General features: G+C 66.4%; 21 protein-coding genes. 12 read left to right on the top strand and 9 right to left on the bottom strand.

The genetic code is table 11. The features are described 5' to 3' along the window. Window positions 1-125: 125 nt before the first annotated feature. From pepQ to rph, 7 genes are all read right to left on the bottom strand, one after another. On the bottom strand, window positions 126-1,460 hold the full coding sequence (gene pepQ / locus IFT65_RS11785; RefSeq protein WP_192081578.1) for a Xaa-Pro dipeptidase: 1,335 nt from the start codon (window positions 1,458-1,460) through the stop codon (window positions 126-128). A gap of 124 nt (window positions 1,461-1,584) precedes the next feature. Then, window positions 1,585-1,941 (bottom strand): PilZ domain-containing protein, encoded by a 357-nt coding sequence (locus tag IFT65_RS11780; protein ID WP_192081577.1) that lies wholly within the window; start codon window positions 1,939-1,941, stop codon window positions 1,585-1,587. Next, complete coding sequence (locus IFT65_RS11775) at window positions 1,938-4,415, bottom strand: DUF1631 family protein (protein ID WP_192081576.1); 2,478 nt, start codon at window positions 4,413-4,415, stop codon at window positions 1,938-1,940. Before IFT65_RS11775 ends, IFT65_RS11780 begins: the two co-directional genes overlap by 4 nt. A 62-nt stretch (window positions 4,416-4,477) precedes the next feature. After that, window positions 4,478-5,713, bottom strand: a complete 1,236-nt coding sequence (hemW, locus tag IFT65_RS11770) for a radical SAM family heme chaperone HemW (RefSeq protein ID WP_192081591.1) — start codon at window positions 5,711-5,713, stop codon at window positions 4,478-4,480. 26 nt (window positions 5,714-5,739) lie between these two features. Continuing rightward, window positions 5,740-6,354: an RdgB/HAM1 family non-canonical purine NTP pyrophosphatase gene (rdgB, locus tag IFT65_RS11765; protein ID WP_192081575.1), complete on the bottom strand. Its 615-nt coding sequence runs from the start codon at window positions 6,352-6,354 to the stop codon at window positions 5,740-5,742. Further along, entirely contained in the window at window positions 6,351-6,743 is a 393-nt protein-coding gene (locus tag IFT65_RS11760; protein ID WP_188326287.1) for a VOC family protein, read from the bottom strand. Before IFT65_RS11760 ends, rdgB begins: the two co-directional genes overlap by 4 nt. Next, window positions 6,740-7,465: a ribonuclease PH gene (gene rph, locus IFT65_RS11755; RefSeq protein WP_188326288.1), complete on the bottom strand. Its 726-nt coding sequence runs from the start codon at window positions 7,463-7,465 to the stop codon at window positions 6,740-6,742. The genes IFT65_RS11760 and rph overlap by 4 nt, the downstream gene beginning before the upstream one ends. A gap of 121 nt (window positions 7,466-7,586) precedes the next feature. Between rph and IFT65_RS11750 the strand changes: the two genes are divergently transcribed. The 9 genes from IFT65_RS11750 to IFT65_RS11710 all read left to right on the top strand — a co-directional run bounded on the left by IFT65_RS11750 (window position 7,587) and on the right by IFT65_RS11710 (window position 17,741). Next, complete coding sequence (locus IFT65_RS11750; RefSeq protein WP_192081574.1) at window positions 7,587-8,447, top strand: YicC/YloC family endoribonuclease; 861 nt, start codon at window positions 7,587-7,589, stop codon at window positions 8,445-8,447. Next, window positions 8,444-9,112: a guanylate kinase gene (gmk, locus tag IFT65_RS11745; protein WP_192081573.1), complete on the top strand. Its 669-nt coding sequence runs from the start codon at window positions 8,444-8,446 to the stop codon at window positions 9,110-9,112. The genes IFT65_RS11750 and gmk overlap by 4 nt, the downstream gene beginning before the upstream one ends. Before the next feature lie 110 nt (window positions 9,113-9,222). Further along, the gene (rpoZ, locus tag IFT65_RS11740) at window positions 9,223-9,522 is read left to right on the top strand and encodes a DNA-directed RNA polymerase subunit omega (protein ID WP_188326291.1); all 300 of its coding nucleotides are present in this window, start codon (window positions 9,223-9,225) and stop codon (window positions 9,520-9,522) included. A gap of 103 nt (window positions 9,523-9,625) precedes the next feature. Further along, window positions 9,626-11,782 (top strand): bifunctional (p)ppGpp synthetase/guanosine-3',5'-bis(diphosphate) 3'-pyrophosphohydrolase, encoded by a 2,157-nt coding sequence (locus IFT65_RS11735; RefSeq protein WP_188326292.1) that lies wholly within the window; start codon window positions 9,626-9,628, stop codon window positions 11,780-11,782. A 128-nt stretch (window positions 11,783-11,910) separates the two neighbouring features. Next, entirely contained in the window at window positions 11,911-12,297 is a 387-nt protein-coding gene (locus IFT65_RS11730; RefSeq protein ID WP_042614411.1) for a RidA family protein, read from the top strand. Window positions 12,298-12,304: 7 nt separating this feature from the next. After that, entirely contained in the window at window positions 12,305-14,416 is a 2,112-nt protein-coding gene (recG, locus tag IFT65_RS11725; RefSeq protein ID WP_188326293.1) for an ATP-dependent DNA helicase RecG, read from the top strand. Between the two features lie 465 nt (window positions 14,417-14,881). Next, complete coding sequence (locus IFT65_RS11720) at window positions 14,882-15,817, top strand: nucleoside hydrolase (protein ID WP_192081572.1); 936 nt, start codon at window positions 14,882-14,884, stop codon at window positions 15,815-15,817. Window positions 15,818-15,923: 106 nt separating this feature from the next. Further along, a complete protein-coding gene (locus IFT65_RS11715; protein WP_188326295.1) occupies window positions 15,924-16,166 on the top strand; it encodes a type B 50S ribosomal protein L31 in 243 nt (80 codons plus the stop codon). A gap of 297 nt (window positions 16,167-16,463) precedes the next feature. Beyond that, window positions 16,464-17,741, top strand: coding sequence for a citrate synthase (locus IFT65_RS11710; RefSeq protein WP_192081571.1), 1,278 nt, complete (start codon window positions 16,464-16,466; stop codon window positions 17,739-17,741). Between the two features lie 88 nt (window positions 17,742-17,829). Here IFT65_RS11710 and IFT65_RS11705 read toward each other — a convergent pair whose 3' ends face one another. Together IFT65_RS11705 and IFT65_RS11700 are read right to left on the bottom strand one after the other, a co-directional pair. Next, a complete protein-coding gene (locus tag IFT65_RS11705) occupies window positions 17,830-19,161 on the bottom strand; it encodes an ATP-binding protein (RefSeq protein WP_192081570.1) in 1,332 nt (443 codons plus the stop codon). After that, window positions 19,158-19,853, bottom strand: a complete 696-nt coding sequence (locus tag IFT65_RS11700) for a response regulator (RefSeq protein WP_192081569.1) — start codon at window positions 19,851-19,853, stop codon at window positions 19,158-19,160. Before IFT65_RS11700 ends, IFT65_RS11705 begins: the two co-directional genes overlap by 4 nt. Window positions 19,854-19,907: 54 nt before the next feature. Between IFT65_RS11700 and IFT65_RS11695 the strand changes: the two genes are divergently transcribed. From IFT65_RS11695 to IFT65_RS11685, 3 genes are all read left to right on the top strand, one after another. Further along, window positions 19,908-20,741, top strand: coding sequence for a porin family protein (locus tag IFT65_RS11695; RefSeq protein WP_192081568.1), 834 nt, complete (start codon window positions 19,908-19,910; stop codon window positions 20,739-20,741). 73 nt (window positions 20,742-20,814) lie between these two features. Beyond that, entirely contained in the window at window positions 20,815-22,773 is a 1,959-nt protein-coding gene (locus tag IFT65_RS11690) for an asparagine synthase-related protein (RefSeq protein ID WP_192081567.1), read from the top strand. A gap of 249 nt (window positions 22,774-23,022) precedes the next feature. Further along, a complete protein-coding gene (locus IFT65_RS11685) occupies window positions 23,023-23,535 on the top strand; it encodes a CS1 type fimbrial major subunit (RefSeq protein WP_192081566.1) in 513 nt (170 codons plus the stop codon). Window positions 23,536-23,570: the final 35 nt, after the last annotated feature.

Here is a 23,570-nt window from a genome sequence, read left to right as displayed (position 1 = left end):
GGGCGGGGGCGTTGAGCGCCATGGATGGCGCGAAACGAGGCACGCAGGAGCGGCTTTTGCCGTCCCCCGCCCAGCCCCACCGCCCGGCCCCACCCCAGATGCACCCCAGCCCGCCGCGAGGGGGTCTACCCGTTCGCTGCCGCCGCGAACTCCGGACGGGTCAGGTTGTCCGCTTCGCCGGTCGTGCACAGCACTTCGTCTTCGATGCGGATGCCGCCGTACGGACGGAAGAAATCCACCCGGTTCCAGTCGATGCTGGCGCCATGACCGGCCTGCTTCACTTCGTCCAGCAGCATGTCGATGAAGTACAGGCCCGGCTCGATGGTGACGACCATGTCCGGCTCCAGTACGCGTGTCATGCGCAGGTAGGGATGGCCGGCGGGGCGTTCGATGCGGCCACCGTCTTCGCCCGCCGCGAAGCCCGCGACGTCGTGCACCTGCAGCCCGATCAGATGGCCCAGGCCATGCGGGAAGAACGCGGCGCTGACGCCGGTCTCCACGGCCGTCTGCGGCGATACGGTGATGACGCCGAAATCCTTGAGGACGCCCATCAAGGAAAGATGCGCGTCCACGTGCAACTGCTTGTAGTCCACACCGGCGCGCACCGACGCGCACATCTGCTGCTGCGCTGCGTCCACGGCGGCGATCATCGCGGCGAACTCATCGTGGCCGTGCATGGCGTAGGTGCGGGTGATGTCACTGGCGTAACCGTGCGCGCTCGCGCCTGCATCGATCAGGAAGCTGCGCAGCGGCTGCGGCGCCTGCCGGCCCAGTTCGGTGTAGTGCAGGACCGCGGCGTGCTCGTTCAGCGCCACGATGTTGCCGTAGGGCAACTCGTTGGCATCCTGGCCGACGGCGGCGCAGTACGCCATGTGGATGGAGAACTCGTCGGCCCCCCCGCGGAAAGCCGCTTCCGCCGCACGATGGCCGCGCACGCCCGATACCTGCGCCTGACGCATCAGGGCGATCTCATACGGCGTCTTGTACGCGCGGTGGTAGTCCAGATAGTTGACGACGCCCGCCGGATTGTTCGGCGCCCAGTCACCCAGCGTACTCTGCGGTTCGCCCAGCACGGCGCAGCGCGCACGGTCCTTGGGCAGCAGCGCCAGCGCCTCTTCCGGCGTACGGATGATGTGGATGTCGAAGTGGCCTGCCCACCAGCCGCTCGGTGCATCCGGCACCACATGCCAGTAGTCGAAAGGCTGGTGGAAAATCACCTTGGGACGCTCGCCCGGCGTGAACACCAACCAGCTGTTCGGCACGCGCGTCAGCGGCAACCACGCCTTGAACTGTGGATTGACGGCATACGGGTAATCGCGATCGTCGAACACCTGGTAATGCAGGGTGCCACTGGGAATCACCAGATGATCGAAACCGCCGCGGGCCAAGGCGGTCTCTGCACGTTGGCAGAGCACGGCCAGGTGGTCGGGATAGAGGACGCCGGGGTCATGCTGGATCATCGCGGTGACTCGTTGGAAAACAATCCACGATTGTGCCGCAAGCGCTGCCTGGCTGCTGTGCCGGAACCGGCGCTGGGCGTGTTGGGGAGTGCCCGGCACCGCGCAAACCCCGGGCAGGACGGCGTCAGTCGGGCTGCTGATCGATCCAGCTGCGCAGCAGGTCGCGGTGTTCACGCCCCAGGGTGATGAAGCGGAAGCCCGCCCACGTCTGGCCAGCCACGTGCGCGGGATCGGCCCAGAGCAGATGAACACCCACATCGATCGGCGCACGATGCCCGTCACTGAGCGGCAGGGTGAACTGCAGCTGGTAAAGGGCATCCTCGCTCAGCGGCACCGAGGCCAGCATCAGCATGCCGGTTTCCGAGACGTTGCCCAGGCGGCCGATCACCCGCTCGGTCATGCTGTCGGTCACCGGCACCAGGTCGGCGACATGGCGCCGGGGCGCGCGGCGGGTGTCCGGAGTGTCTTCGACGCCTTTCATGCGGGGTCTCCCAAGCGGTTGCCTGCAAGCGTGCGCAGCGTACGCAGCGTGGCCTGCCAGGCACGGTCGATCAGGCGGCCGTTGTCTTCCGTCACGATCCGCGCCTGCTCCAGTGCCATCAGCCGCGCCAAGGTATCCAGGGTGTATTCGGCGACCTTCTGGCCGCGTGGATTGACGAACAGCGCATGCTCGGTCACCAGGCTGTACCACGACAGGCGCTGCCGGTGCAGGTCGCCTTGCTGGTTGATCACGAACTCGAACCAGGTGCCGAAGGGCAGGGTGCGCAGTTGGCGGTAGCAGTCTTCTTCCAGAGCGCTGCGCGCAAGCGGCGCCAGACGCCGTGTGTCGTGGCCATTGGCCTGCTCGCCCAGCCGGGTACGCGTCTTCAGGCGCGCGGTCAGTTCGGTGCGCGAGCTGCTGTCATCCTCGCCGCCCGGCGTGGACAGGCGCCGGGCGATCGCGTGCGCCTCGTCCTGATGGCAGCCGATCTGCAGCACAGCGGCTTCCAGCTCCGCACACAGCAGGTCATCGGCGGCGTGTTCGCCGCCCGGTGCCTGGGACGTGATGTCCGCGATGCGCGTGGTCTGCTGCAACCGCTGCTCCCACAGTGCGGAATCTTCGCCATGACGCAGCTGGGTCAAAGTGAGCACATCGGCCCATGCCTGGCGCAGCAACGTCTGCACGAAGCGCGGCGGCTGGTGCTGCGCGCAGCAGTGCTCGATCAGCGCGGTGGCCTGTTGGCGTGCGACCTCAAGCCGCTCCTTGCCGCGCGCCGCTTCCACATGGCGCCGCTCGGCCAGCTCGGCCTTGTGCGCGGCCGCGCGCAGGTGCTGCTGCACTTCGTCGTTGGCCGCAGCGAACACCTCCGGGTCGTCGTGGTACTGCTCGACCACCGTCTCCACGGTGCGTTCGATCTTCTGCACCAGCTGCGGATCGAGATCGTCGGCCTGCAGTCCACTCGCGCTCAGTTCGGCGATGGTGTTCAGCAGCTCGCGCGCGGGATGCTCGTCGCGCACGAAGAAGCCAGGATCGGCCAGTGCCGCGCGCGCCAACGGGACCTGCAGGCGACCCACCAGGTCATTGGCGGTCGACTGTGGCCGTTGCTCGTGGCGGATCTGCTGGAACAGCAGGCCCAGCAGGTCCAGGGTGTCACCATCCTTCACGGTCAGCGCGGCGTCGTCCCCGTGTTCGGCGCGCAGCTGCGACAGCAGGGCGGCCTGCAGGTCGGCCATGCTGTGCGAGGCCGCACCATGGGCGATGCGGGTCTGCAGCTGCATCAGGACGGCATCGACGGTCGCGCTGGGCACGGCCGTGGCCACCGGGCGTGCCTGCGTGGCCGCGCTTGCCGCGCTCCCGGGTGCCGCCGCCTGCGTTGCGAGACCCGCGCTGCCCACGTCGGCCGCGGCGTGACCGGTGTTGCCGGCGTCACCCGCCGGTGCAATCGCGCCGCGCGCGCCGGCAAGCAGTTGATGCAGGGCGCTCATCGCGGGCGCGGCCAGATCCACCGACGGCGACGGCAAGGGGGGCGGTGTCGCCGCACTGGCGGCGGACACCGAGGGCAAGCCGGAAGTGGGTGCGGGCACAGGCGGCTCGGGCCCGGCCATGCCACCCAGCGTGTCGTGCATCATGGCCGACCATGAGCGGGTGGCACTGCTGTTGGCGCCGTTCCATGAGGTCACCGGCGTGGCGCGCGGTCGTGCCGCTGCTGCCGCGCCGGCAGTGCGGCCCGGCTGGGTCACGATGCGCCGGGTCGCCGCGGAGCGGGCCAGGTAGGGCGTGTACACCAGGCCAGGCAGCACGCCTTCGTGGCCGAGCAGCACGTTGGCGCGTTCCAGGAGTTCACCCAGACGCTCCAGTACCTGCCGTTCGAAACTGCGGTACAGCGCCAGCTGCGCATCCAGCTCCAGCCCGCCTTCGTCGCCCAGTCTGCGCACGATGGCGCACAGCGTCGACGGTCCCAGCGGCACGTGCTCGGCGTCCAGTGCGGGCGCGGCTGCCAGCACCGCCATGCGCTGTCCCAGCAGCTGCAGGGCATTGGCCGAGCGCTGCAGTTCGCGGCGCATGATGTCCACCAGCACGATGTCGCGATCGATATCGACGTCATTGACCAAGGTCAGCGTGGGCATGGCCGCACGCACGGGTTCGGCCCGTGCGGGTGCTTCGCCCGGCGGCCCGAAGAGGGCGGCGAATGCCTGGGCCAGCTGCTCCAGGAAACGCTGGCTGAAGCCCTCGGAGAAAGGGTGGATCTGCCGTGCCTGGGCGAGCAGGTCGGCCTGCACCTGGCCATTGCGGGCGCGTTCTGCATCCCGCAGCAGTTCACGCTCCAGCTCCACCACGGTCAGGGTCAGCGGTGCGGTCAGGGACTGCCGGGCAAGACCCAACAATGCGCCGAGCAGCCGACGCACGCGTGGAGGTGCGTCGACCGCGGCAAAGCGCGCGGCGTCCCCGGGCATCGGCGGCGGCGAGGCTGACATGATGGTGGACGTCCGTTTTCCCCTGGTCGGGCTCGGAATCTACCCTGTCGGCCGGTGCGGCGCTACTCGCCCAGGAACAGCTCCACCACGTCATTGGTGAAGCGGCGGCCCAGTTCGGTCGGGCGCAGCAGGGCGTCGGCAGGGCGGTGATCGTGGTGATCGGCGCAGGCGTCGTCCGCGCAGGTGGCCCCGTCCTCGCCCGCTGCCGGGTCCACGACCTCCAGCCAGCCGCGCTTCACGGCCTGCTGCAGCGGACCGTCGAGCGCGCTGCGCGACAGCCCGGTGCGCGATTCGAAATCACGCAGGGTGAAGCCCTCATGCAGACGCAGCAGGTTCAACATGTACTCGAAGGGCAGGCGGGCGGCAGCAATGACGTCGTCGCCGCCGATCCCCGCTGCGCTGCCGGCGGTCTCCATGAAGGTCTGCGGATGCTTGGGTTTCCAGCGACGCAGCACCTGCTGTTCCGCGCCGGAGCTGATCTTGCCGTGCGCGCCGGCACCGATGCCCAGGTAATCGCCAAACCGCCAGTAGTTGAGGTTGTGTGCGCTCTGTCGGCCAGGCCGCGCATACGCGCTCACTTCGTACTGCTCGAAGCCTGCCTGTGCCAGCAGGGACTGGCAGTGCTCCTGCATGTCCCAGGCGCTGTCTTCGTCCGGGATGCCCTGCGGCGGGCGGGCGAAGAACACGGTGTTCGGTTCCAGGGTCAGCTGGTAGTGCGACATGTGCGCCGGCTGCAGGGCGAAGGCACGGTGCAGATCATGCTCCGCGCCGGCCAGGGTCTGCCCGGGCAGCGCGTACATCAGGTCGATGTTGAGGTTGTCGAAGCCGGCGTCCTGCGCCATCTTCACCGCGCGCTCGGCCTCGGCACTGTCGTGGATACGCCCGAGCCGCTTCAGCGCGTCATCGTCGAAGGTCTGGATGCCGAAGCTGAGGCGATTCACGCCGGCCGCGCGGTAACCATCGAAACGCCCGTGCTCGGCGGTGCCGGGATTGGTTTCCAGGGTGATTTCGGCGTTGGGGGCAAAGCGCAGGCGGGCCGAGGCCTGCTGCAGGAACCGGTCGATCGCTTCGGCGGGGAACAGGCTGGGCGTGCCGCCGCCGAAGAACACGCTGTGCACCACGCGGCCCCACACCAGCGGCAGGTCCTGATCGAGGTCGCGGATCAACGCATCGATATAGGCATCGAAGGGCAGCGCGCCCTTGGCCTGGTGCGAGTTGAAATCGCAGTACGGGCATTTGCGCACGCACCAGGGCAGGTGCACATACAGCGACAGCGGCGGCGGAATCAGGGCAGGCAGCATCGGGGCAGGCATGGGCGCTTCGCTTACAGGACGATCGAAGACAGTCGCTGCTTCAGTTGCTGCAGCGCCAGCGCGCGGTGGCTGAGGGTGTTCTTCAGCGCCGGCTCCATTTCCGCTGCGGTCAGGCCGTGGCGGGGGTCCAGGAACACCGGGTTGTAACCGAAGCCGTTGCCGCCGCGCGGCGCGTCCAGGATCAGCCCTTCCCAGCGGCCTTCGCAGATCAGCGGCTGCGGGTCGGTGGCATGGCGCAGCAGCACGATCACCGCGAAGAACCGCGCGGTGCGCTGGCTGGCCGGCACGTCACGCAGGTCGGCCAGCAGCTTGGCGTTGTTGGCAGCATCGTCAGTCGGGCTGCCGGCGTAGCGTGCGCTGTACAGGCCAGGGGCACCGCCCAAGGCATCGACGATCAGGCCCGAATCATCGGCCAGCGCGGGCATGCCACTGGCCTGGCAGGCGGCGCGTGCCTTGATCAGCGCGTTCTCGACGAACGTCAGGCCGGTTTCCGGCACATCGCCTACGCCCGCTGCGGCTGCCGAGACGATCTGCAGCGGCAGGTCGGCCAGCATCGCCTGCATTTCCTTCAACTTGCCGGCGTTGTGGCTGGCCAATACCAGGCGCCCGTTCACGGCGTCCTTCATGCGCGCAGCTCCAGCAGATCCCAGGTGTTGCCGTACAGGTCGCGGAATACGGCCACAGTGGCGTAGGACTCCTGCCGCGGCGCTTCAAGGAACTCGACGCCCGCCGCACGCATCGCGGCATGGTCGCGTGCGAAATCATCGGTTTCCAGGAAGAAGGCAACGCGGCCACCGGCCTGGTCGCCGATGCGCGAGGCCTGCACGTCACTGCTGGCGCGGGCCAGCAGCAGGCCGGCCCCGCCGTCGGCGGCTGGCGCCACCACCACCCAGCGCTTGCCAGCGCCCTGGTCGATGTCCTGCTGCAGCTGGAAGCCCAGCGCGCTGGTGAACCAGGCGATGGCGCGGTCGTAGTCATCGACCAGGTAGGTGGTCAGGGCCAGCCGACGCTTCATGCCGACAGCGCCGCCTGCTGGGCGGCGAGCAGTTCGCCCACGCCCTTGTCGGCCAGCGCCAGCAGCGCGTCCAGCTCGTCGCGGCGGAAGGCGTGGCCTTCGGCCGTGCCCTGCAGCTCGATGAAGCCGCCGCCATCGTTCATCACCACGTTCATGTCGGTGTCGCAATCGCTGTCTTCGGCGTAATCCAGGTCCAGCACCGGGGTGCCGCGGTAGACGCCGACCGACACCGCGGCGACGGCACCGATGATCGGGTTGCGCTTGATGTCGCCGCGCTTCATCAGCAGGTTCACCGCATCGGCCAGGGCGACGTAAGCGCCGGTGATGGCCGCGGTGCGGGTGCCGCCGTCGGCCTGCAGCACGTCGCAATCCAGGGTGATGGTGCGTTCACCCAGCGCATTGCGGTCCACGCAGGCGCGCAGGCTGCGGCCGATCAGACGCTGGATTTCCAGCGTGCGGCCGCCCTGCTTGCCACGCGCCGCTTCACGGTCGCTGCGGGTGTGGGTGGCGCGCGGCAGCATGCCGTATTCGGCGGTGACCCAGCCTTCGCCCTTTCCGCGCAGGAAACCCGGTACGCGGTTCTCCACCGTGGCGGTGCACAGCACGCGGGTTTCGCCGAAGCACACCAGCACCGAACCTTCGGCATGGCGGGTGAAGCCGCGCTGCAGGGTGACAGTGCGCATCTGGTCGGGCTGGCGGCCACTGGGGCGGGTATTGGACATGGCGGGGTACCGTTGGAGCGGGAAGAACGCGTCCATGCCCGCACCCTGATCGGGGCAGGCAGGGAGGCTCGAAAGAAGCCGCTAGGGTACCATTCCCTCTTTGCAAGCATCTGGAAATCCCATGATCCGAAGCATGACCGCCTACGCTGGCGGCGAGCGCGCCACCGATTGGGGCACGCTGGGCTGCGAGCTGCGTTCGGTGAACCACCGCTTCCTTGAAGTCGGTACCCGCCTGCCGGAAGAGCTGCGCGCACTGGAACCGCAGCTGCGCGAGCGGATTGCCGCCCGCCTGAGCCGTGGCAAGCTGGACCTGGTCATGCGGCTGCGCACGCCGGAGGCGTCAGCCAGCCTGCAGGTCAACGATGTGCTGCTGGGTCAGCTGGGCCAGCTCGCGCACCGGCTCACCTCGGATTTCCCGAACCTGCAGGTCAACTTCACCGAGCTGCTGCAGCTGCCGGGCGTGCTGCAGGGCGAAGCCGCCGATGCCGCCGTGCTGCAGGCCGAGGCGCTGTCCCTGCTGGATCACGTGCTGGATGGCTTCGTCGCTGCCCGCGAACGCGAGGGTGACAAGCTGTCCACCGCGATCAGCGAGCGCGTGGACGCCATCGACCGCATCGCCGACGAGGTCCGCACCCTGATCCCGGCCATCCGCGAAGGGCAGCGTGCCAAGCTGGCCGCGCGCCTGGCCGACCTGCCGCATCCGGTCGATCCCGGCCGTGCCGAGCAGGAGCTGGTGATGTGGTTGCAGAAGCTGGACGTCGACGAGGAACTGGACCGCCTGTCCAGCCATATCGTGGAGATCCGCCGCGTGCTGAAGCAGCGCGAGCCGGTGGGCCGTCGCCTCGACTTCCTGTTGCAGGAGTTCAACCGTGAAGCCAATACGCTCGGCTCCAAGTCCGTCGACAGCCGCACCAGCAACGCGGCGGTGGAACTGAAAGTGCTGATCGACCAGATCCGCGAACAGGTGCAGAACATCGAATGAGCAGCCCGTCGATCCTTCCGTCGGCCACGCCTGCGCGCGGCACGCTGTACATCGTGGCGGCGCCTTCCGGTGCCGGCAAGAGCAGCATCGTCAACGCCACCCTGGCACGTGATCCGCAGATCGCGCTGTCCATTTCCTTCACTTCGCGCGCTGCACGGCCGGGCGAGATCAATGGCGAGCACTACCATTTCGTCAGTGCAGAGCGGTTCGAAGAGATGATCGCCGATGGCGATTTCTTCGAACATGCCTGGGTGCATGGGGACTGGAAGGGCACGGCCCGGCAGTCGGTGGAGCCGCAGCTGGCGGCTGGCCAGGATGTGCTGCTGGAGATCGACTGGCAGGGTGCACAGCAGGTGCGCCAGCTGGTGCCGGGCACGGTCACCGTGTTCATCCTGCCGCCGTCGAAGCAGGCACTGCAGGACCGCATGCGCAAGCGGGGGCAGGACAGCGAGGCGGTGATCACCCAGCGCCTGTCAGCGGCGCGCGAGGAAATGCTGCACTTCAACGACTTCGACTACGTCATCGTCAACGAGGTGTTCGATACTGCAGTCAATGAGTTGTGTGCCATTTTCACCGCCAGCCGCCTGCGCCGGGAGGCACAGAAGGTGCGTCATGGCGGCCTGATCCAGGCGCTGTTGACCGCGGATACGGGCGCAACTGACTGATTGCAAAAGGATCATCCAGGGGCTGGCTTGATTTCGCCCAGTCGCTGCGGTTACACTCCGTCCCCTTTCCCTCATTCGACTGAGCGGCCTGACGGTCGCCGGGAGCCCGTATGGCCCGCATTACCGTAGAAGATTGCCTGGAAGTCGTGAACAACCGTTTCGAGTTGGTCATGATGGCGTCCAAGCGCGCTCGCCAGCTCGCCAATGGCGTGCCGGCCACGCTGGACAACAGCGAAACCGAAGACAAGCCGACCGTGTTGGCGCTGCGCGAGATCGCAGCCCGCAAGATCGACAACGCCCTGATCGACGAAGTCGAGAAGTCCGAGCGTGAGCGTGCTGAGCGTGAAGCACTGGAATGGGCCGCCGCTGAAGTGGTTGCCGACGAAGACATGTCCAAGAACGACGACTGAGCTGCATCCGTCGCTTCAGGTCAGACACGAAACAGCCCGCCGCAAGCGGGCTGTTTCGCATTCAGGATTTGCTGAAAACGCGACGCTGGCATAGGCTTCGGCCATGAACCCAGGCCCCACTGCCAAGGTAGCCGCGCCCCCGCGCGCGGACGTACCCGACTATGTCCTTCAGCTTGAGCGCGCTGCGCGTTACCTGCCGCCGGAGCAGCTGCCGTTGCTGCGTCGCGCCTGGGAGGTCGGCGCCGCTGCGCATGCGGGGCAGACCCGCAAGTCCGGCGAACCCTACATCACCCATCCGGTGGCGGTGGCGCAGGTGCTGGCCGAGCTGGGCCTGGACATGGAAGCGCTGATCGCGGCGATCCTGCACGACACCATTGAAGATACCCCGCTGACCCGGGAAGAGCTGGCCGCAGAGTTTGGCGAGCCGGTCGCCGAGCTGGTGGACGGGGTCACCAAGCTGGACAAGCTGAAGTTCCGCGACCGCCAGGAAGCGGCGGCCGAAAGCTTCCGCAAGATGCTGCTGGCGATGTCGCGCGATCTGCGCGTGATCATGATCAAGCTGGCTGACCGCCTGCACAACATGCGTACCCTGGGTGCGCAGAGCAGCGAGGCGCGTGGCCGCATCGCCCGCGAGACACTGGAGATCTACGCGCCCATCGCACAGCGGCTGGGCATGAGCCTGGTCAAGAGCGAACTGCAGAACCTGGGCTTCAAGGCGTTGTACCCCTGGCGCCACGCGATCCTGGAAAAGCACATCCGCAGCCAGCCCGTGGTGCGCCGCGAGGCGATGGCGCAGGTGGAAGTGCAGCTCAGCCAGCGGCTGGCGAAGGAAGGGCTCGAGCATCGGCTGGTCAGCCGGATCAAGACCCCGTGGAGCATCTACAACAAGATGCACGACGAGAACAAATCCTTCGATCAGGTCATGGACGTCTTCGGATTCCGCCTGGTGGTGCGCAGCGTGCCGAATGCATACCACGCGCTGGGCGCCGTGCACGCTGCGTTCAAGCCTCTCGATGGGCGCTTCCGCGATTTCATCGCGATCCCCAAGGCAAACGGCTACCAGTCGCTGCATACGGTGCTGTTCGGGCCGTACGGGTCGCCGATCGAGGTGCAGATCCGCACCGAGGAAATGGACCTGATCGCCGAGCGCGGCGTGGCCGCGCACTGGACCTACAAGTTCGGCGGCGACACGCCCAACAGTGCACAGAGCCGTGCGCATGCGTGGATCGTCGAGCTGATCGACTCGCAGCGCGCCGCGGGCAGTTCGCTGGAGTTCCTCGACAACGTGAAAGTCGACCTGTTCCCGGACGAGGTCTATCTGTTCACGCCGAAGGGCAAGATCATGGCGCTGCCGCGCAACGCCACCGCGCTGGATTTCGCTTACGGCGTGCATACCGACGTCGGCAATACGGCCGTCGCCTCGCGCGTGGACAAGAAACTGGTGCCGCTGCGGACCAAGCTGGTCAGTGGCCAGACCGTGGAGATCATCACGGCCCGCTCGGCCACGCCGAAACCGCAGTGGCTGGAGTTCGTGGTGACCAGCAAGGCGCGTACCGCCATCCGCCACCAGCTGAAACAGCTGGAGCACGAAGATGCCGTGCAGCTGGGCCATCGCATGCTGGATCGCGCGCTGGAAGCCATGGACTCTTCGTTGGAGCGGTTGCCGAAGGGGCGCCTCGATGCGTTCCTCGCCGAGCACCGGTTCCCGCGTCTGGAAGCCCTGCTGGCCGAAGTCGCGCTAGGCAACTGGATGCCGAACCAGGCGGCGCAGGCGCTGATGGCCTATGCCGAACTGCGCGGTGGTGCCCGCCATCATTCGCAGGAAAAGATCCTGATCAATGGCAGCGAGCGCGGCGTGGTGACGTTCGCCAACTGCTGCCAGCCGATTCCCGGCGATGAAATCATGGGGTACCACACCGCCGGCAAGGGCATCGTGGTGCATCGCATGGACTGCCCGAACCTGGCCGAGCTGCGCAAGTCGCCGGAGCGCTGGGTGCCGATCGGATGGGATTCGTCGGTGTCCGGCGACTACGACACCTCGCTGGTGGTCGAGGTTGAAAACGGAACCGGCGTGCTGGCACAGCTGGCCGCAGCGATCGCACAGAGCCAGTCCAACATCGAGCGCGTCGACTACCTGGATCGCGATTTCAATGCCGCGGTGTTGGCCTTCAACGTGCAGGTCCGTGACCGCAACCACCTGGCCGAAGTGATGCGCCGCCTGCGCCGGCTGTCGGTGGTGCAATCGGTCCGCCGCCAATAGGTCGCGGGCTGCAGCGTAGCGCCGGGCCATGCCCGGCAAGCGCGCAGCGCGGCCTGTTCCGGTCATCGATATCCGAGCCGTGCCCGGTACAATGAGCGCTCTGTTTTTCCTGTTACCGGAGTACTCGCATGACCCGCCAGATCATCAACACTGAAAAGGCCCCGGCCGCCATCGGTCCTTACTCGCAGGCCGTGCGCGCCGGCAACACCGTGTACTTCTCCGGCCAGATCCCGCTGGATCCCGCCACCGGCGACATCGTCGGCGTCGGTGACGTGGAAGCGCAGGCGCGTCGCGCATTCGACAACCTCAAGGCCGTCGCCGAAGAGGCCGGTGGCTCGCTGGACCAGATCGTCCGCCTGGGTCTGTACCTGACCGACCTGGCCGAGTTCGCCAAGGTCAATGCCGTGATGCAGGACTATTTCAAGGCGCCGTTCCCGGCGCGTTCGACCATCGAAGTGTCCGGACTGCCGAAGGGCGCCAACTTCGAAGTCGATGCGGTGATGGTCATCGGCTGAAACCGGCGTGGCACGCAAGGCCGTCGCCACCCCGGCACTGGCGCCCGCCGGTGAGGCTTCGCTGGCGATGCTTGCCGGTGTCGGTCCAGCCGTGGCCGGCAAGCTGCAGGCGCGCGGACTGGGCACGCTGCAGGACCTGTGGCTGCACTTGCCGCTGCGCTACGAGGACCGTACCCGGCTGACCCTGATCGAAGACCTGCGTGCCGGTGTGCCGGCCCAGGTAGAAGGCCGGGTCGCTGCGGTGGAGCGGGGTATGCGCTATCGGCCGATGCTGAAGGTCGCCATCGAAGACGAAGGGCGCGGCACGTTGGTGCTGCGCTTTTTTCATTTCCGCCAGCAGCAGGTCGCGCAGTTCGCGGTCGGCAACCGGCTGCGCTGCTTTGGTACGCCCAAGCCGGGTCAGGTGGGGCTGGAGATCGTGCATCCCAGCTACCAGGTGTTGGGCCGCAACGAAGATCCGGCGCTGGGTGACCGGCTGGATCCGGTGTATCCCACGGTGGAAGGGGTCGGGCCGGCGACGATGCGCAAGCTGATCAGCCAGGCGCTTGATCGCCTGCCCGAAGAGTCCACGCTGGAACTGCTGCCCCTTGGCTGGTTGGAGGGGCTGGGGTTGCCGTCACTGCGTAGTGCACTGCTGACCGTGCATCGCCCACCGCAGGATGCGGATCTGTCCGCGCTCGCCAGCGGCATCCACCCGGCGCAGCGGCGCTTGGCGATGGAAGAGCTGCTGGCGCACCACCTCAGCCTGCGTCGCCAGCGCATCGCACTGCAGGCGCATCACGCCCCCCCGCTGGCCGGCCCCGGCCGGTTGGCCAAGGCGCTGTTGAAACAGCTGCCGTTTGCCCTTACCGGCGCCCAGCAGCGGGTTTTCACCCAGATCCGCGAGGACCTGGCGCGACCCAGCCCCATGCTGCGGCTGGTGCAGGGCGATGTGGGGTCGGGCAAGACCGTGGTGGCGGCGCTGGCGGCGATGCTGGCGGTGGAGCAGGGCAAACAGGTGGCGCTGGCTGCGCCGACCGAACTGCTGGCCGAGCAGCATCTCAACAACCTGCGTGGCTGGCTGGAGCCGCTGGGCGTGCAGGTCGCCTGGCTGGCCGGCAAAGTGACCGGAAAGGCGCGGGCCAAGGTGCTGGAGCAGGTGGCCAACGGGCAGGCACAGGTAGTGGTGGGAACGCATGCGTTGATGCAGGACGCCGTGGTGTTCCAGGACCTGGCGCTGGCCATTGTCGATGAGCAGCACCGCTTCGGCGTGCATCAACGGCTGGCGCTGCGTGACAAGGGGGCGGGCGGCAACAGCGTGCCGCATCAGCTGGTGATGACGGCCACGCCGATTCCGCGCACCCTGGCGATGTCCGAGTACGCCGATCTGGATGTGTCGGCCATCGACGAACTGCCCCCCGGGCGCACGCCGGTGCAGACCGTGGCGCTCAACGCCGACCGCCGTCCGGAGCTGATCGAACGCATCGCGCTGGCCTGCAGTGAAGGGCGGCAGGTGTATTGGGTGTGCACGCTGATCGAAGAAAGCGAAGAGCTGGACGCCACGCCGGCGCAGGCCACGTTCGAATCGCTGCAGGCGCTGCTGCCGGGCGTACGCGTGGGACTGGTGCACGGGCGGCTGAAGCCGGCGGAGAAGCTGGCCACGATGGTGGCGTTCAAGGCGGGTGAGATCGACCTGTTGGTGGCGACCACCGTGATCGAGGTAGGGGTGGACGTGCCCAACGCGTCGTTGATGGTGATCGAAAATGCCGAGCGGCTTGGTCTGGCGCAGTTGCATCAGCTGCGTGGCCGGGTGGGCCGGGGCTCTGCCGTATCGCGCTGCATGCTGCTGTACCAGATGCCGTTGTCCGCCATGGCGCGTGAGCGCCTGCAGACCATGCGCGAGACCAACGATGGCTTCGTGATCGCCGAAAAGGATCTGGAGCTGCGTGGGCCCGGGGAGCTGCTGGGAACGCGGCAGACCGGACTGGCGGGGTTCCGTATTGCCGACCTGGCGCGCGATGCCGGGTTGCTGCCGGTCGTGCACGAACTGGCCGAACGGCTGCTGCAGGAGCAGCCCGGCTTGGCCGACCGCGTGGTGGACCGCTGGATCGGCACCGCCGTGCGCTACGCCTCCGCGTGATCCGGTGCGTGCGAGCCAAGGGAGGGGCCGGGCGGGAGGGGATTGCAGGGGACGGCAACAGCCGCATCCTGCGGGCCTCGTTTCGCGCCATCCATGGCGCTCAACGCCCCTGCAAGCCCCTCCCGCCCGGCCCTGACCATCTGCGCGCGCGTCCGGCAGGGTGGTAGCGCCGAGCCGTGCTCGGCGAGCGCGAAGCGCGGCCTGCATCAGGCGGTGCGATGGCGGGTAGCATCCGCGTGATCTGGTAGCGCCGAGCCACGCTCGGCGGATGCCGGATGCCGGATGCCGGATGCAGGACGCAGGACGCAGGCCGCGCTGCGCGCTCGCCGACCATGGGTCGGCGCTACCGGAATGCGGCAGCCTCCCGCCCGGCCCCTCCCCGGAGAAACTGCATCACCCGACGCTGCGGTTGTATTTGCAGGTGATCGGGTGCGACACTCCGTTGCCGCTCAGAAGACGGCACCGATGACCCACAAGATCCCGCTGTTGATCGACACCGACCCCGGTGTGGATGACGCCCTGGCCCTGCTGATGGCGTTCGCCGATGAGCGCCACGAGGTGGTCGCACTGACCATCGCTGCCGGCAACGTCGGCTTGGACTACACCGTCCGCAACGCCCTCAAACTGTGTGAAGTCGTCGGCCGGGATGATGTGCCGGTGTTCGCCGGCAGCCCGGATCCGCTGCTGCATCCTTCGGTGGATGCCGCCCATGTCCACGGGCGGGATGGCTACGGGGACGTCGACCTGCCACCCCCGGTCCGCACGGCCGAAGCCGAGCACGCCGCATTGGCCATCCTGCGTCTTTCGCACCACCACCAGGGCGAGCTGATGCTGGTCATGTTGGGGCCGCTGACCAACCTGGCGCTGGCGCTGAAGCTGGACCCGACGCTGCCGACCCGCATCAAGCGCATCGCGGTGATGGGCGGGGCAGTGACCTGCCAGGGCAACATCACCCCGGCCGCCGAGTTCAACATCGCCTTTGATCCAGAGGCAGCGCACGTGGTGTTTGCCGCCTTCCCGCACCTGCTGGTGTCGGATTGGGAAGCGACCGTGGCCCACGGCCTGCCGCTGCCGCAGGCAGAAACCTGGCTGGCCGCGGACTCGGACCGTGCGCGCTTCTACGAGTTGATCTCCCGCAAGACCCGCGCGCTGTCGGAGGACAGCAAGGGCGATCGCTGGTTCACCGCCGACGCCTTGGCGATGGCGTGGGCGCTCAACCCGGAGGGCGAACAGCGGGTCGAGTCGCGTCCGGTGAATATCGAACTGAACGGCGTGTTCAGCCGCGGTGCCACGATCGTCGACTGGAACCGCCAGACGGGCCAGCCGGACAACTGCGACCTGCTGATGGCGTACGACCAGAACCGCTTCGAAGCGTTGGTGCGCCACGCGCTCGGCGCCTGACCGGGCTGCCTGTGGCGCCCTGCCACCAGGCAGGTTGCCCCCAGAAGCGGCGGGGCTTATAATGCCGCTCTTGCGTTTCCCTTACCCATATTTACGGTGTGAGCCCATGAAGGCCGATATCCATCCCGAGTACCGCGACGTCGTCTTTCATGACGTCACCTCCGATTTCAAGATCCTGACCCGCTCCACCATGGGCGCCAAGGAAACCACCAAGTGGGAAGACGGCAACGAGTACCCGCTCGTGAAGGTCGAAATCTCTTCTGCTTCGCATCCGTTCTACACGGGCAAGCACAAGGTGATCGACACCTCCGGCCGTATCGACAAGTTCCAGAAGCGTTACGCGCGCTGATACGTCGAGTTCCATGCTTGGGCCAGCGGCCGCGCATTGCGCGGCCGTTTGCTTTCCGGCGTATGGCCCGCCTCACCGTATGGTGCTGGAACGCTGCGTCCGTACAGCCGTGATGCGGTGATATGCCCGTAGGCAGGGGCTACGCCGCGACGATCACTTCATCTACGACTTCCGTCTAACCCCGTGAAAATGCTGCTGTGCGATAATGGCGCGATCCGCGGCAGAGGTCGTGGACGTCATTCACGTGCCTGACCAATGCGCTTGGGCAGGCGCCTTCCCCTTGAAGGAGCGCACACAGTGTCCGATCTTGATCAGGTCACGCTCAACGCCGGCGATAAGTCGGTCGTTCTGCCGGTCATCAAACCCACTCTCGGCAACGACTGCGTCGACATTTCGAAGCTGACCAAGGAAACGGGGTATTTCACCTACGATTCCGGCTTCACTGCCACCGCAAGCTGCAAGTCGGCCATCACGTACATCGATGGCGACAAGGGCGTTCTGCTGTATCGCGGCTATCCGATCGAGCAGCTCTCGGAAAAGTCGAGCTACGTCGAAGTTGCCTACCTGCTGATCAACGGCGAGCGTCCCGACGCCGCCCAGTTGAAAGCATTCAACGAAGAACTGGCTGCTGAAGCCACCGTCGACGCGTCGATCAACACGCTGATCGGCAGCTTCGCCAAGGATGCCCATCCGATGGCGATCCTGACCGCCGCCATCGCGCAGCTGTCGGGTATCTACCACGCGTCGCTGGACCTGGCTGACGCCGAACAGCGCCGCCAGGCCGCCGTGCGCCTGATCGCCAAGGTGCCGACCCTGTCGGCCCTGATCTACCGCCATGGCAAGGGCCTGCCGGCCAACACGCCGGATACCTCGCTGGATTACGTCAGCCGCTTCCTGAAGCAGACCTTCGAAGCCGCCGACGGCAGCTACGACCTGAACCAGGACGTCGTCAAGGCGCTGGACCTGCTGTTCATCCTGCACGCCGACCACGAACAGAACGCGTCGACGTCGACGGTTCGCCTGGTCGGTTCGACCGGTGCCAACCCGTACGCGTCGGTCGCTGCGGGCGTCACCGCGCTGTGGGGTCCGGCCCACGGCGGTGCCAACGAAGCCGTGCTGAAGATGCTGGAAGAGATCGGCACCGCCGACAACGTCGAGTCCGCCGTGCTCAAGGCCAAGGACAAGACCTCCGGCTTCCGCCTGATGGGCTTCGGTCACCGCGTGTACAAGAACTTCGACCCGCGCGCCAAGGTCATCGGCGAGATGACCGGCAAGGTGTTGAAGCAGCTGGGCGTGCAGGATCCGCTGCTCGACGTGGCGGTGAAGCTGGAACAGGCAGCGCTGCAGGACGAGTACTTCGTTGCCCGCAAGCTGTACCCGAACGTCGATTTCTACAGCGGCATCATCTACAAGGCGCTGCAGATTCCGACCGAGATGTTCACCGTCATGTTCGCGCTGGGCCGTACCTCCGGCTGGGTCGCGCATTGGCTGGAGCAGCAGGTCGATCCGGAAATGAAGATCGGTCGTCCGCGCCAGGTCTACACCGGTAGCGACGTGCGCGACTACCAGGGCTGATCGTCCAGCTACCTCGTAGTGAAGAACGCCCCGCACTGCGGGGCGTCTTTTTTTCTGGCGCACGGTGGGTGACACGCGGGTGGCCGCCTCATCGGCGGTCGTGACGGGGCAGGAAAAGAGTCAGGCAGGCGCCGCCCAAGGCCGAGTCGTGGATATCGACGCGACCGCCGTGGCGCTCGGCGATGGTGCGCACCATCGCCAGGCCGAGCCCGAATCCACCTGCCGTTTCGCTCAGGCGGACATAGGGCGTGAACACGTCCTGGCGGTGCGCGGGCGGAATGCCCGGGCCGTCGTCTTCCACCCGCAGGTGCAGCCCATCCCGGCGCATCTCCACGCTGACCCTGACCTCGGTCCGTGCGTGACGCACTGCGTTGCCCAGCAGGTTGCGCACAGCCAGTTCCAGCGCGACGGCATTGGCATGTACGCCGGTGCCGGGCGCGCATGCCCATCGCAGGCGCGGCCCCTTCTGGTTCATGAAGTTGGCGGCGGCCGAGTGCAGCAGGCCGGGCATGTCCACCCAGTTCAGCTCCACCAGCGGCATCCGGCCAAAGCGGACATATTCCACCCCCGCCGACGTCAGGTCTTCCAGCCATTGCAGGTCGGCCTGCATCTCGCGCAGCAGATCGTGTGCGCCACTATCGGCCGTTGCAGATGCCTCTTCCACCAGGCTGGCCGTGAAACGCAGTCGTGTGATCGGCGTGCGCAGCTCATGCGCCATGGCCTGTCCCATCAAACGCTGTCCGTCCAGCAGCGTGCGCATCTGCTGCGCCATATCCTGCAGGGCCCGCCCCAGCGGACGAAGCAGGTGGGTGCGCAGCGCAGGTATGGGGTGGTCGAACGCGTTGGCCCGCAGGTGGTGGACGGTGTCGTGCAGCACATGCACGTCATGCCACAGTCGGTGGATCAGGAAGTACAAGGGCAGCGCGATGGCGGCCACCACGGTGGACAACAGGCCCAACAGGTAGAGCACCTCGCTGGCGTGCAGCTCGGACAGGTCCGGCAGCGTGTCGACGAAGCGGACCAGGGTGACGGCCTGGTCGGTCGTGCCCAGGCGCTGGTTGCTGTAGGCGCCGTGCGAGGTCATGATGATTTCGCCCTGCGACAGCGCGCTCCGCTCGCTTTCAGGGACGAGTGCCTGCACCTGATCCAGTGGTCGCAGGTAGATGGGGTAGCCGAATACCGCCTGCAAGGCGTCCATCTCTTTCATCCGGTCGCCCGCATCGTGGCTCAACAGCCGTTGGGCAATCAGGGCGTGGGTCCCCTCCACCTCGTAACGCATCGACTGGTCATGCGTGTCATCGGTCCAACGCTCCCACATCATCGTGCCGGTGAACAGCAGGACCAATTGTGCAGTCACGAAGGCGGCGCAGTAGCGGATATAGAGGGGCAGGCGTCCGCGCAGGCGCGTGGGCGGGGTCATTCCCATGCCGCCGGGCTGAACAGATAGCCTTGGCCGCGTACGGTCTTGATGCGGGTCGGGTCGGGTTCGGTATCACCAAGACGGCGGCGCAAGCGCGAGATGCGCGCATCCATCGAGCGGTCCATGCCGTCAAAGCCGATGCCGCGCAGTCCCTGGAACAACGTCTCACGATCGATGATCCTGCCGGGGTTGCGGGCCAGCAGCACCAGCAGATCGAAGTCGGCCGTGGTCAGACCCACCGGTTGACCACTCAGATGCACATCGCGGCTATCCGGCTCGATACGCAGCTGTCCAAACACCAGCGCAACGTCGTCCTGTGCTGCCGGCACCGATGTCTGCCGACGCAGATGGGCACGCAGGCGCGCCAGCAGCACGCGAGGCTCGATCGGCTTGGTGATGTAGTCATCTGCACCAAGTTCCAGTCCCAGTACCTGCTGAATGTCATCGGCCTGCGCACTGAAGATGCACAGCACGCCGTTGTACTGCGCCCTCACGCGGCGGCATACATCCAGCCCATCCATATCCGGAAGGCCCAGGTCGAGCAGCACCACATCCGGCGGGGCGCACTGGATGCTTGCGATGGCCTGCTCACCACAGTCCACGCGGTGTACATCGAATCCATGCCCCAGCAGGTAGCGCGTTACAAGCGCGGCGAGGCGGTCGTCATCTTCAACCAGAAGCAAGCGTGACATCGGATGCTCGTCATTATCAAAGCCTCATGCTGCGGAGCTCTCTGACGATATGGCATGGGCAATAGCGACAGGGCGCCTGCCGCCGCACCGATGGTTCAGGTGCCATTTTCCTATCGGTTGCACGCGGTCACACACAGTCGCAGTTGCGTACACAACCACCACAGTCGCGCTGAGGAAACCGCGAAGCTGTGTCTCCATCATGACGGCTCCAACCAACGCATCAACCAGGAGTCGCAGATGAAGAAGATTCTCTCCCCGATCGCCGCTGTCGTTGCACTTTCACTGGCGCCCGCCGCCGCATGGGCCGATGTGCAGGACCGTTCCGGTGGCTACGCCGTCGGTGGCCTGGGCAAGACCAAGACCGAGGCGCATGGCAAGAAGATCGACCTCAATCAAGGCAAGCAGAAAGTGGGCACCGGAAAGTTCAACTACACCGTCGGTGGTGGCTACCGCTTCAATGACCACTTTGCAGTTGAAACCAATGTCCATGGTCAGGCCGGTAACAGCAAGAAAAAGTCCTCCCGCAACGGCAGCAAGGACGCCAAGTCGAACGGGGAAGTCGGGTCGCTCAACACCCGCGCCTACACCGTTTCTGGCCTGGTGATCATGCCGGTGGGCGAGCGCGTGGAATTGTTTGGTCGTGCTGGCGTGGGCCGCATGAACACCAGTTTCACCCCGACGGCGGGTAGCGCCATCGGCAAGGCGCGCAGCAGCGGCCTGGCCACGCAGTTCGGTGTCGGTGCCAACTTCCATGTGGGCGAGAACAGCTTCGTGCGCACCGAGTGGACCACGCTTCGGGGTAAAGGCAACGATCAAGTGGCCAAGGCACTAGGTCGCAACAAGCTGGTCTCCTCTGGCGTGATGGTTTCCTACGGCTATAACTTCTGAGCTTGCGGGGCTGCGCAGATGGCGTGGCCCCGCTTTTCCGGCACCTGCCGGTACGGCCCGCACGGAATGGATCATGATGCCCACGCACACACAAGCAGGCCCGGTGCTTCACCCTTCGACGGGCGCTGCCATTGCCGGCGCTTGGGTACTGGATGAGCGCTCGGTGCCGTTGCACGCGCAGGTGGCGCGCATGGCGGCACGACACCGGAGCAACGACCACGATGCAACGTCGTCTGATGGCGCGGGATGCTGGCAGGATGCGTTGCGCGGCATTGCCATGTCCGGGCAGGTGCGTGCGGGCGTCCGTGCATTACGCATCTCACCGTCCGGTCGCTACGTAAGCGTCCTGGATGGCGTGCTGGTCAGTTCCTGCGCGCCAGCCAACGGAGGCAACGGGGAGGAGGCGCAGCAAGGCTGCATGGACGTGTGGGACGCATGGCTGAACGTCCTTGATGCGCGGGGCGTGCAGCGTGCCGTGAACGAGCTGGAGGGGGCATTCGCGATGGCCGTGTATGACCGCGAACGGCACCACGTGACCCTGCTCCGCGATCGCGCAGGCCAGCGTCAGCTGTACTACGCGTTGACCAATGGAATGCTGCTGTTCGCAAGCCAGCCAGGGATGTTGTCCCGCCATCCCGCGTTCGAGCGCCGGGTGGACCGCAACGTGCTTGCGCTGTATCTCCGGCATGGCTACGTGCCTGCGCCCCACTGCATGTTCGCCGGGGTGCTCCAGCTTCGTGCCGGTTGCATGCTGCAATTGGACGCAACCCGCATTCGGCTGGGCGCACGCGGCCACTTGCACGGCGTGGACCAGCGTGCCTACTGGAATGCCGGGCAGGTCTACGAGGCCTCGGCAGCGCGTCGCGACGTGATCGATCCGGCCCATGCAGTCGATGCACTGGATCGTCGGATCCATGCGTCGGTGGCACGCGTTGGCGGAACTCCCGGCTGCGCCGCGTTCCTGTCCGGGGGCGTGGATTCTTCGATGGTGGCTGCGGTCCTGCAGGCGCAGAGCCCCACGCCGGTTACCACGGTGTGCGTCGGATTCGATGACGAAGGACACGATGAGCGCCGTTGGGCCGATGCGGTTGCGCGCGTGCTGGGGGTGAACCACAGCTCGTCCCTGCTGGATGGACAGCGTGCACGCGATCTGGTGCAGCAGCTGCCGCAGGTGTGGTGTGAACCCTTCGCCGATGCGTCGCAGCTGCCCACGCTGGAGGCGTGCCTGCAGCTGGAGCGGGGGCAGACCGTATTGACCGGTGATGGGGGCGATGAACTGTGGTTTGGTCACGGGGCGCACGTGCGGGCCGTGCGCAACGCACGGCTGGCCCAGGCACTGCCCGCCTGCGTGCGGGCATTGGCTCGGCGCAGGCTGCGGGGTGATCCCGAGCAGCCCCGGCTGGGTGGCGCGGCGGCCTTGCTGGCCAACGTGGCCAGCGATGACGTGCGGCATCATTTCCTGCTGCGTACCGTGCGCTGGCGCGACCCGGCGGCGATGGTGAAGGGCGCCGTGCTGCCGCGCACGCTGTACGACGATACCGGCTGCACACTGCGCAATGTGCAGCCTGCCGATCAGGTGCAGTACCTGGACTTCGCCATGGAGTTGAGCAATGGCATCCTGGTCAAGACCCAGCGCGCAGCGGCCAGTACCGGGCTGCAGGTGTATTCGCCGCTGCTCGATCAGCAAACAGTAGAACATGCATGGGCGCTACCGCATGAGCTCAAATTTCGTCATGGCGAACACAAGTGGGTGCTCAAACAGGCGCTGTGCCGCTACCTGCCCACCGAACTTGTGCATCGTCCAAAACGGGGGTTCGGCCCCCCCATCGCCACGTGGCTGGCGGGTCCGCTGAGGCCCTGGGCGGAAGCGCTGCTGTCCCTGCCTGCGCTGCAGGCGCACGGTCTGTTGGATGAGGCACGGGTGAGACGGATCTGGGGTGCGTTCCTGGCCGGCGAACGTCGATGGCATCCGCTGCTGTGGACGGTGCTGATGTTCCAGGCCTGGTACGAGCATCATCTGCGGTCGCATTGATTCCCGGCAGGTAGGGCCTGATCTACACCAGTAGCGATGTGCGCGACTGGCAGAATTCGGTCTTTTTACCGCGTCCAGTCAACCATCATCCTGTTCTGCAGCGTGTTTTTCTGCGCTGCATTACGGCATCTGCAACTTTCCTGCAATCGGTAATTTCCTGTGGTGCTTATCATCTTGCCGCCACCGCAGTACTCGTGGCGCATTTGACTCCAGGCGAACTGCCTGAAACCCCACAGGAGAGAGAACCGCATGAGCATTCATGGAAGCAGGGCGCTGCTTGCCTTGGCCTTGGTGTCCGCTGTTGCAACGGCACAGGCCGCGCAGGCAGATATCAAGGTCTGGGCAGATATCGATACCACACTGGCACTGCGCTCGGCCGATGGCAGTGTGCTGCCGTTGCAGGCGGAGCTGCCGTTCAATCCGGCTACCGGTACGTTGAGCGCCTGGTCGCATCAAGTACGCGTGTTCTCGAATGACATCACCAAGGACGTTGATATACGCGTCAACGGCACGCCCGAGCTGCGTCCTGTTATTGCCGGAACGGGTGCGAAGGAGATCAAGCTGGCTGTCGAGTTGAATGGCAAGAATCTCGAGACCGATCGTAACTTCCCTGCATCGGAGCTGTTCGATGGCGCGCTCCCCGGCGCATCCGTAGCCATGCCGCTGCGCATCGGGCAGGAAGGGAGTGCATCCATCACCGCGGCGGGTCTGTACGAAGGCGTGGTGAGCATCGTCCTGACCCAGCTGACGGCCGCACCTTGATCCTTTCACGGCCGGCCCTGATCAGGGCCGGCCTC

It is taken from the genome of Stenotrophomonas sp. CFBP 13725 (assembly GCF_014841935.1).
Taxonomy (GTDB): Bacteria; Pseudomonadota; Gammaproteobacteria; order Xanthomonadales; family Xanthomonadaceae; genus Stenotrophomonas.
Note: the sequence above shows the minus strand (reverse complement) of the source record. Positions and strands in the feature narration are given on the sequence as shown.

Bases quoted from the DNA above. Each gene is read 5' to 3' on its own strand.
- rpoZ (WP_188326291.1), top strand. From the start codon at position 9,223: ATGGCCCGCATTACCGTAGAAGATTGCCTGGAAGTCGTGAACAACCGT.
- IFT65_RS11730 (WP_042614411.1), top strand. From the start codon at position 11,911: ATGACCCGCCAGATCATCAACACTGAAAAGGCCCCGGCCGCCATCGGT.
- IFT65_RS11775 (WP_192081576.1), bottom strand. From the start codon at position 4,415: ATGTCAGCCTCGCCGCCGCCGATGCCCGGGGACGCCGCGCGCTTTGCC.
- IFT65_RS11705 (WP_192081570.1), bottom strand. From the start codon at position 19,161: ATGACCCCGCCCACGCGCCTGCGCGGACGCCTGCCCCTCTATATCCGC.
- IFT65_RS11720 (WP_192081572.1), top strand. From the start codon at position 14,882: ATGACCCACAAGATCCCGCTGTTGATCGACACCGACCCCGGTGTGGAT.
- IFT65_RS11735 (WP_188326292.1), top strand. From the start codon at position 9,626: ATGAACCCAGGCCCCACTGCCAAGGTAGCCGCGCCCCCGCGCGCGGAC.
- rph (WP_188326288.1), bottom strand. From the start codon at position 7,465: ATGTCCAATACCCGCCCCAGTGGCCGCCAGCCCGACCAGATGCGCACT.
- IFT65_RS11695 (WP_192081568.1), top strand. From the start codon at position 19,908: ATGGGCAATAGCGACAGGGCGCCTGCCGCCGCACCGATGGTTCAGGTG.
- IFT65_RS11685 (WP_192081566.1), top strand. From the start codon at position 23,023: ATGAGCATTCATGGAAGCAGGGCGCTGCTTGCCTTGGCCTTGGTGTCC.
- IFT65_RS11780 (WP_192081577.1), bottom strand. From the start codon at position 1,941: ATGAAAGGCGTCGAAGACACTCCGGACACCCGCCGCGCGCCCCGGCGC.
- pepQ (WP_192081578.1), bottom strand. From the start codon at position 1,460: ATGATCCAGCATGACCCCGGCGTCCTCTATCCCGACCACCTGGCCGTG.
- IFT65_RS11760 (WP_188326287.1), bottom strand. From the start codon at position 6,743: ATGAAGCGTCGGCTGGCCCTGACCACCTACCTGGTCGATGACTACGAC.
- IFT65_RS11690 (WP_192081567.1), top strand. From the start codon at position 20,815: ATGATGCCCACGCACACACAAGCAGGCCCGGTGCTTCACCCTTCGACG.
- rdgB (WP_192081575.1), bottom strand. From the start codon at position 6,354: ATGAAGGACGCCGTGAACGGGCGCCTGGTATTGGCCAGCCACAACGCC.
- IFT65_RS11750 (WP_192081574.1), top strand. From the start codon at position 7,587: ATGATCCGAAGCATGACCGCCTACGCTGGCGGCGAGCGCGCCACCGAT.
- IFT65_RS11715 (WP_188326295.1), top strand. From the start codon at position 15,924: ATGAAGGCCGATATCCATCCCGAGTACCGCGACGTCGTCTTTCATGAC.
- gmk (WP_192081573.1), top strand. From the start codon at position 8,444: ATGAGCAGCCCGTCGATCCTTCCGTCGGCCACGCCTGCGCGCGGCACG.
- IFT65_RS11700 (WP_192081569.1), bottom strand. From the start codon at position 19,853: ATGTCACGCTTGCTTCTGGTTGAAGATGACGACCGCCTCGCCGCGCTT.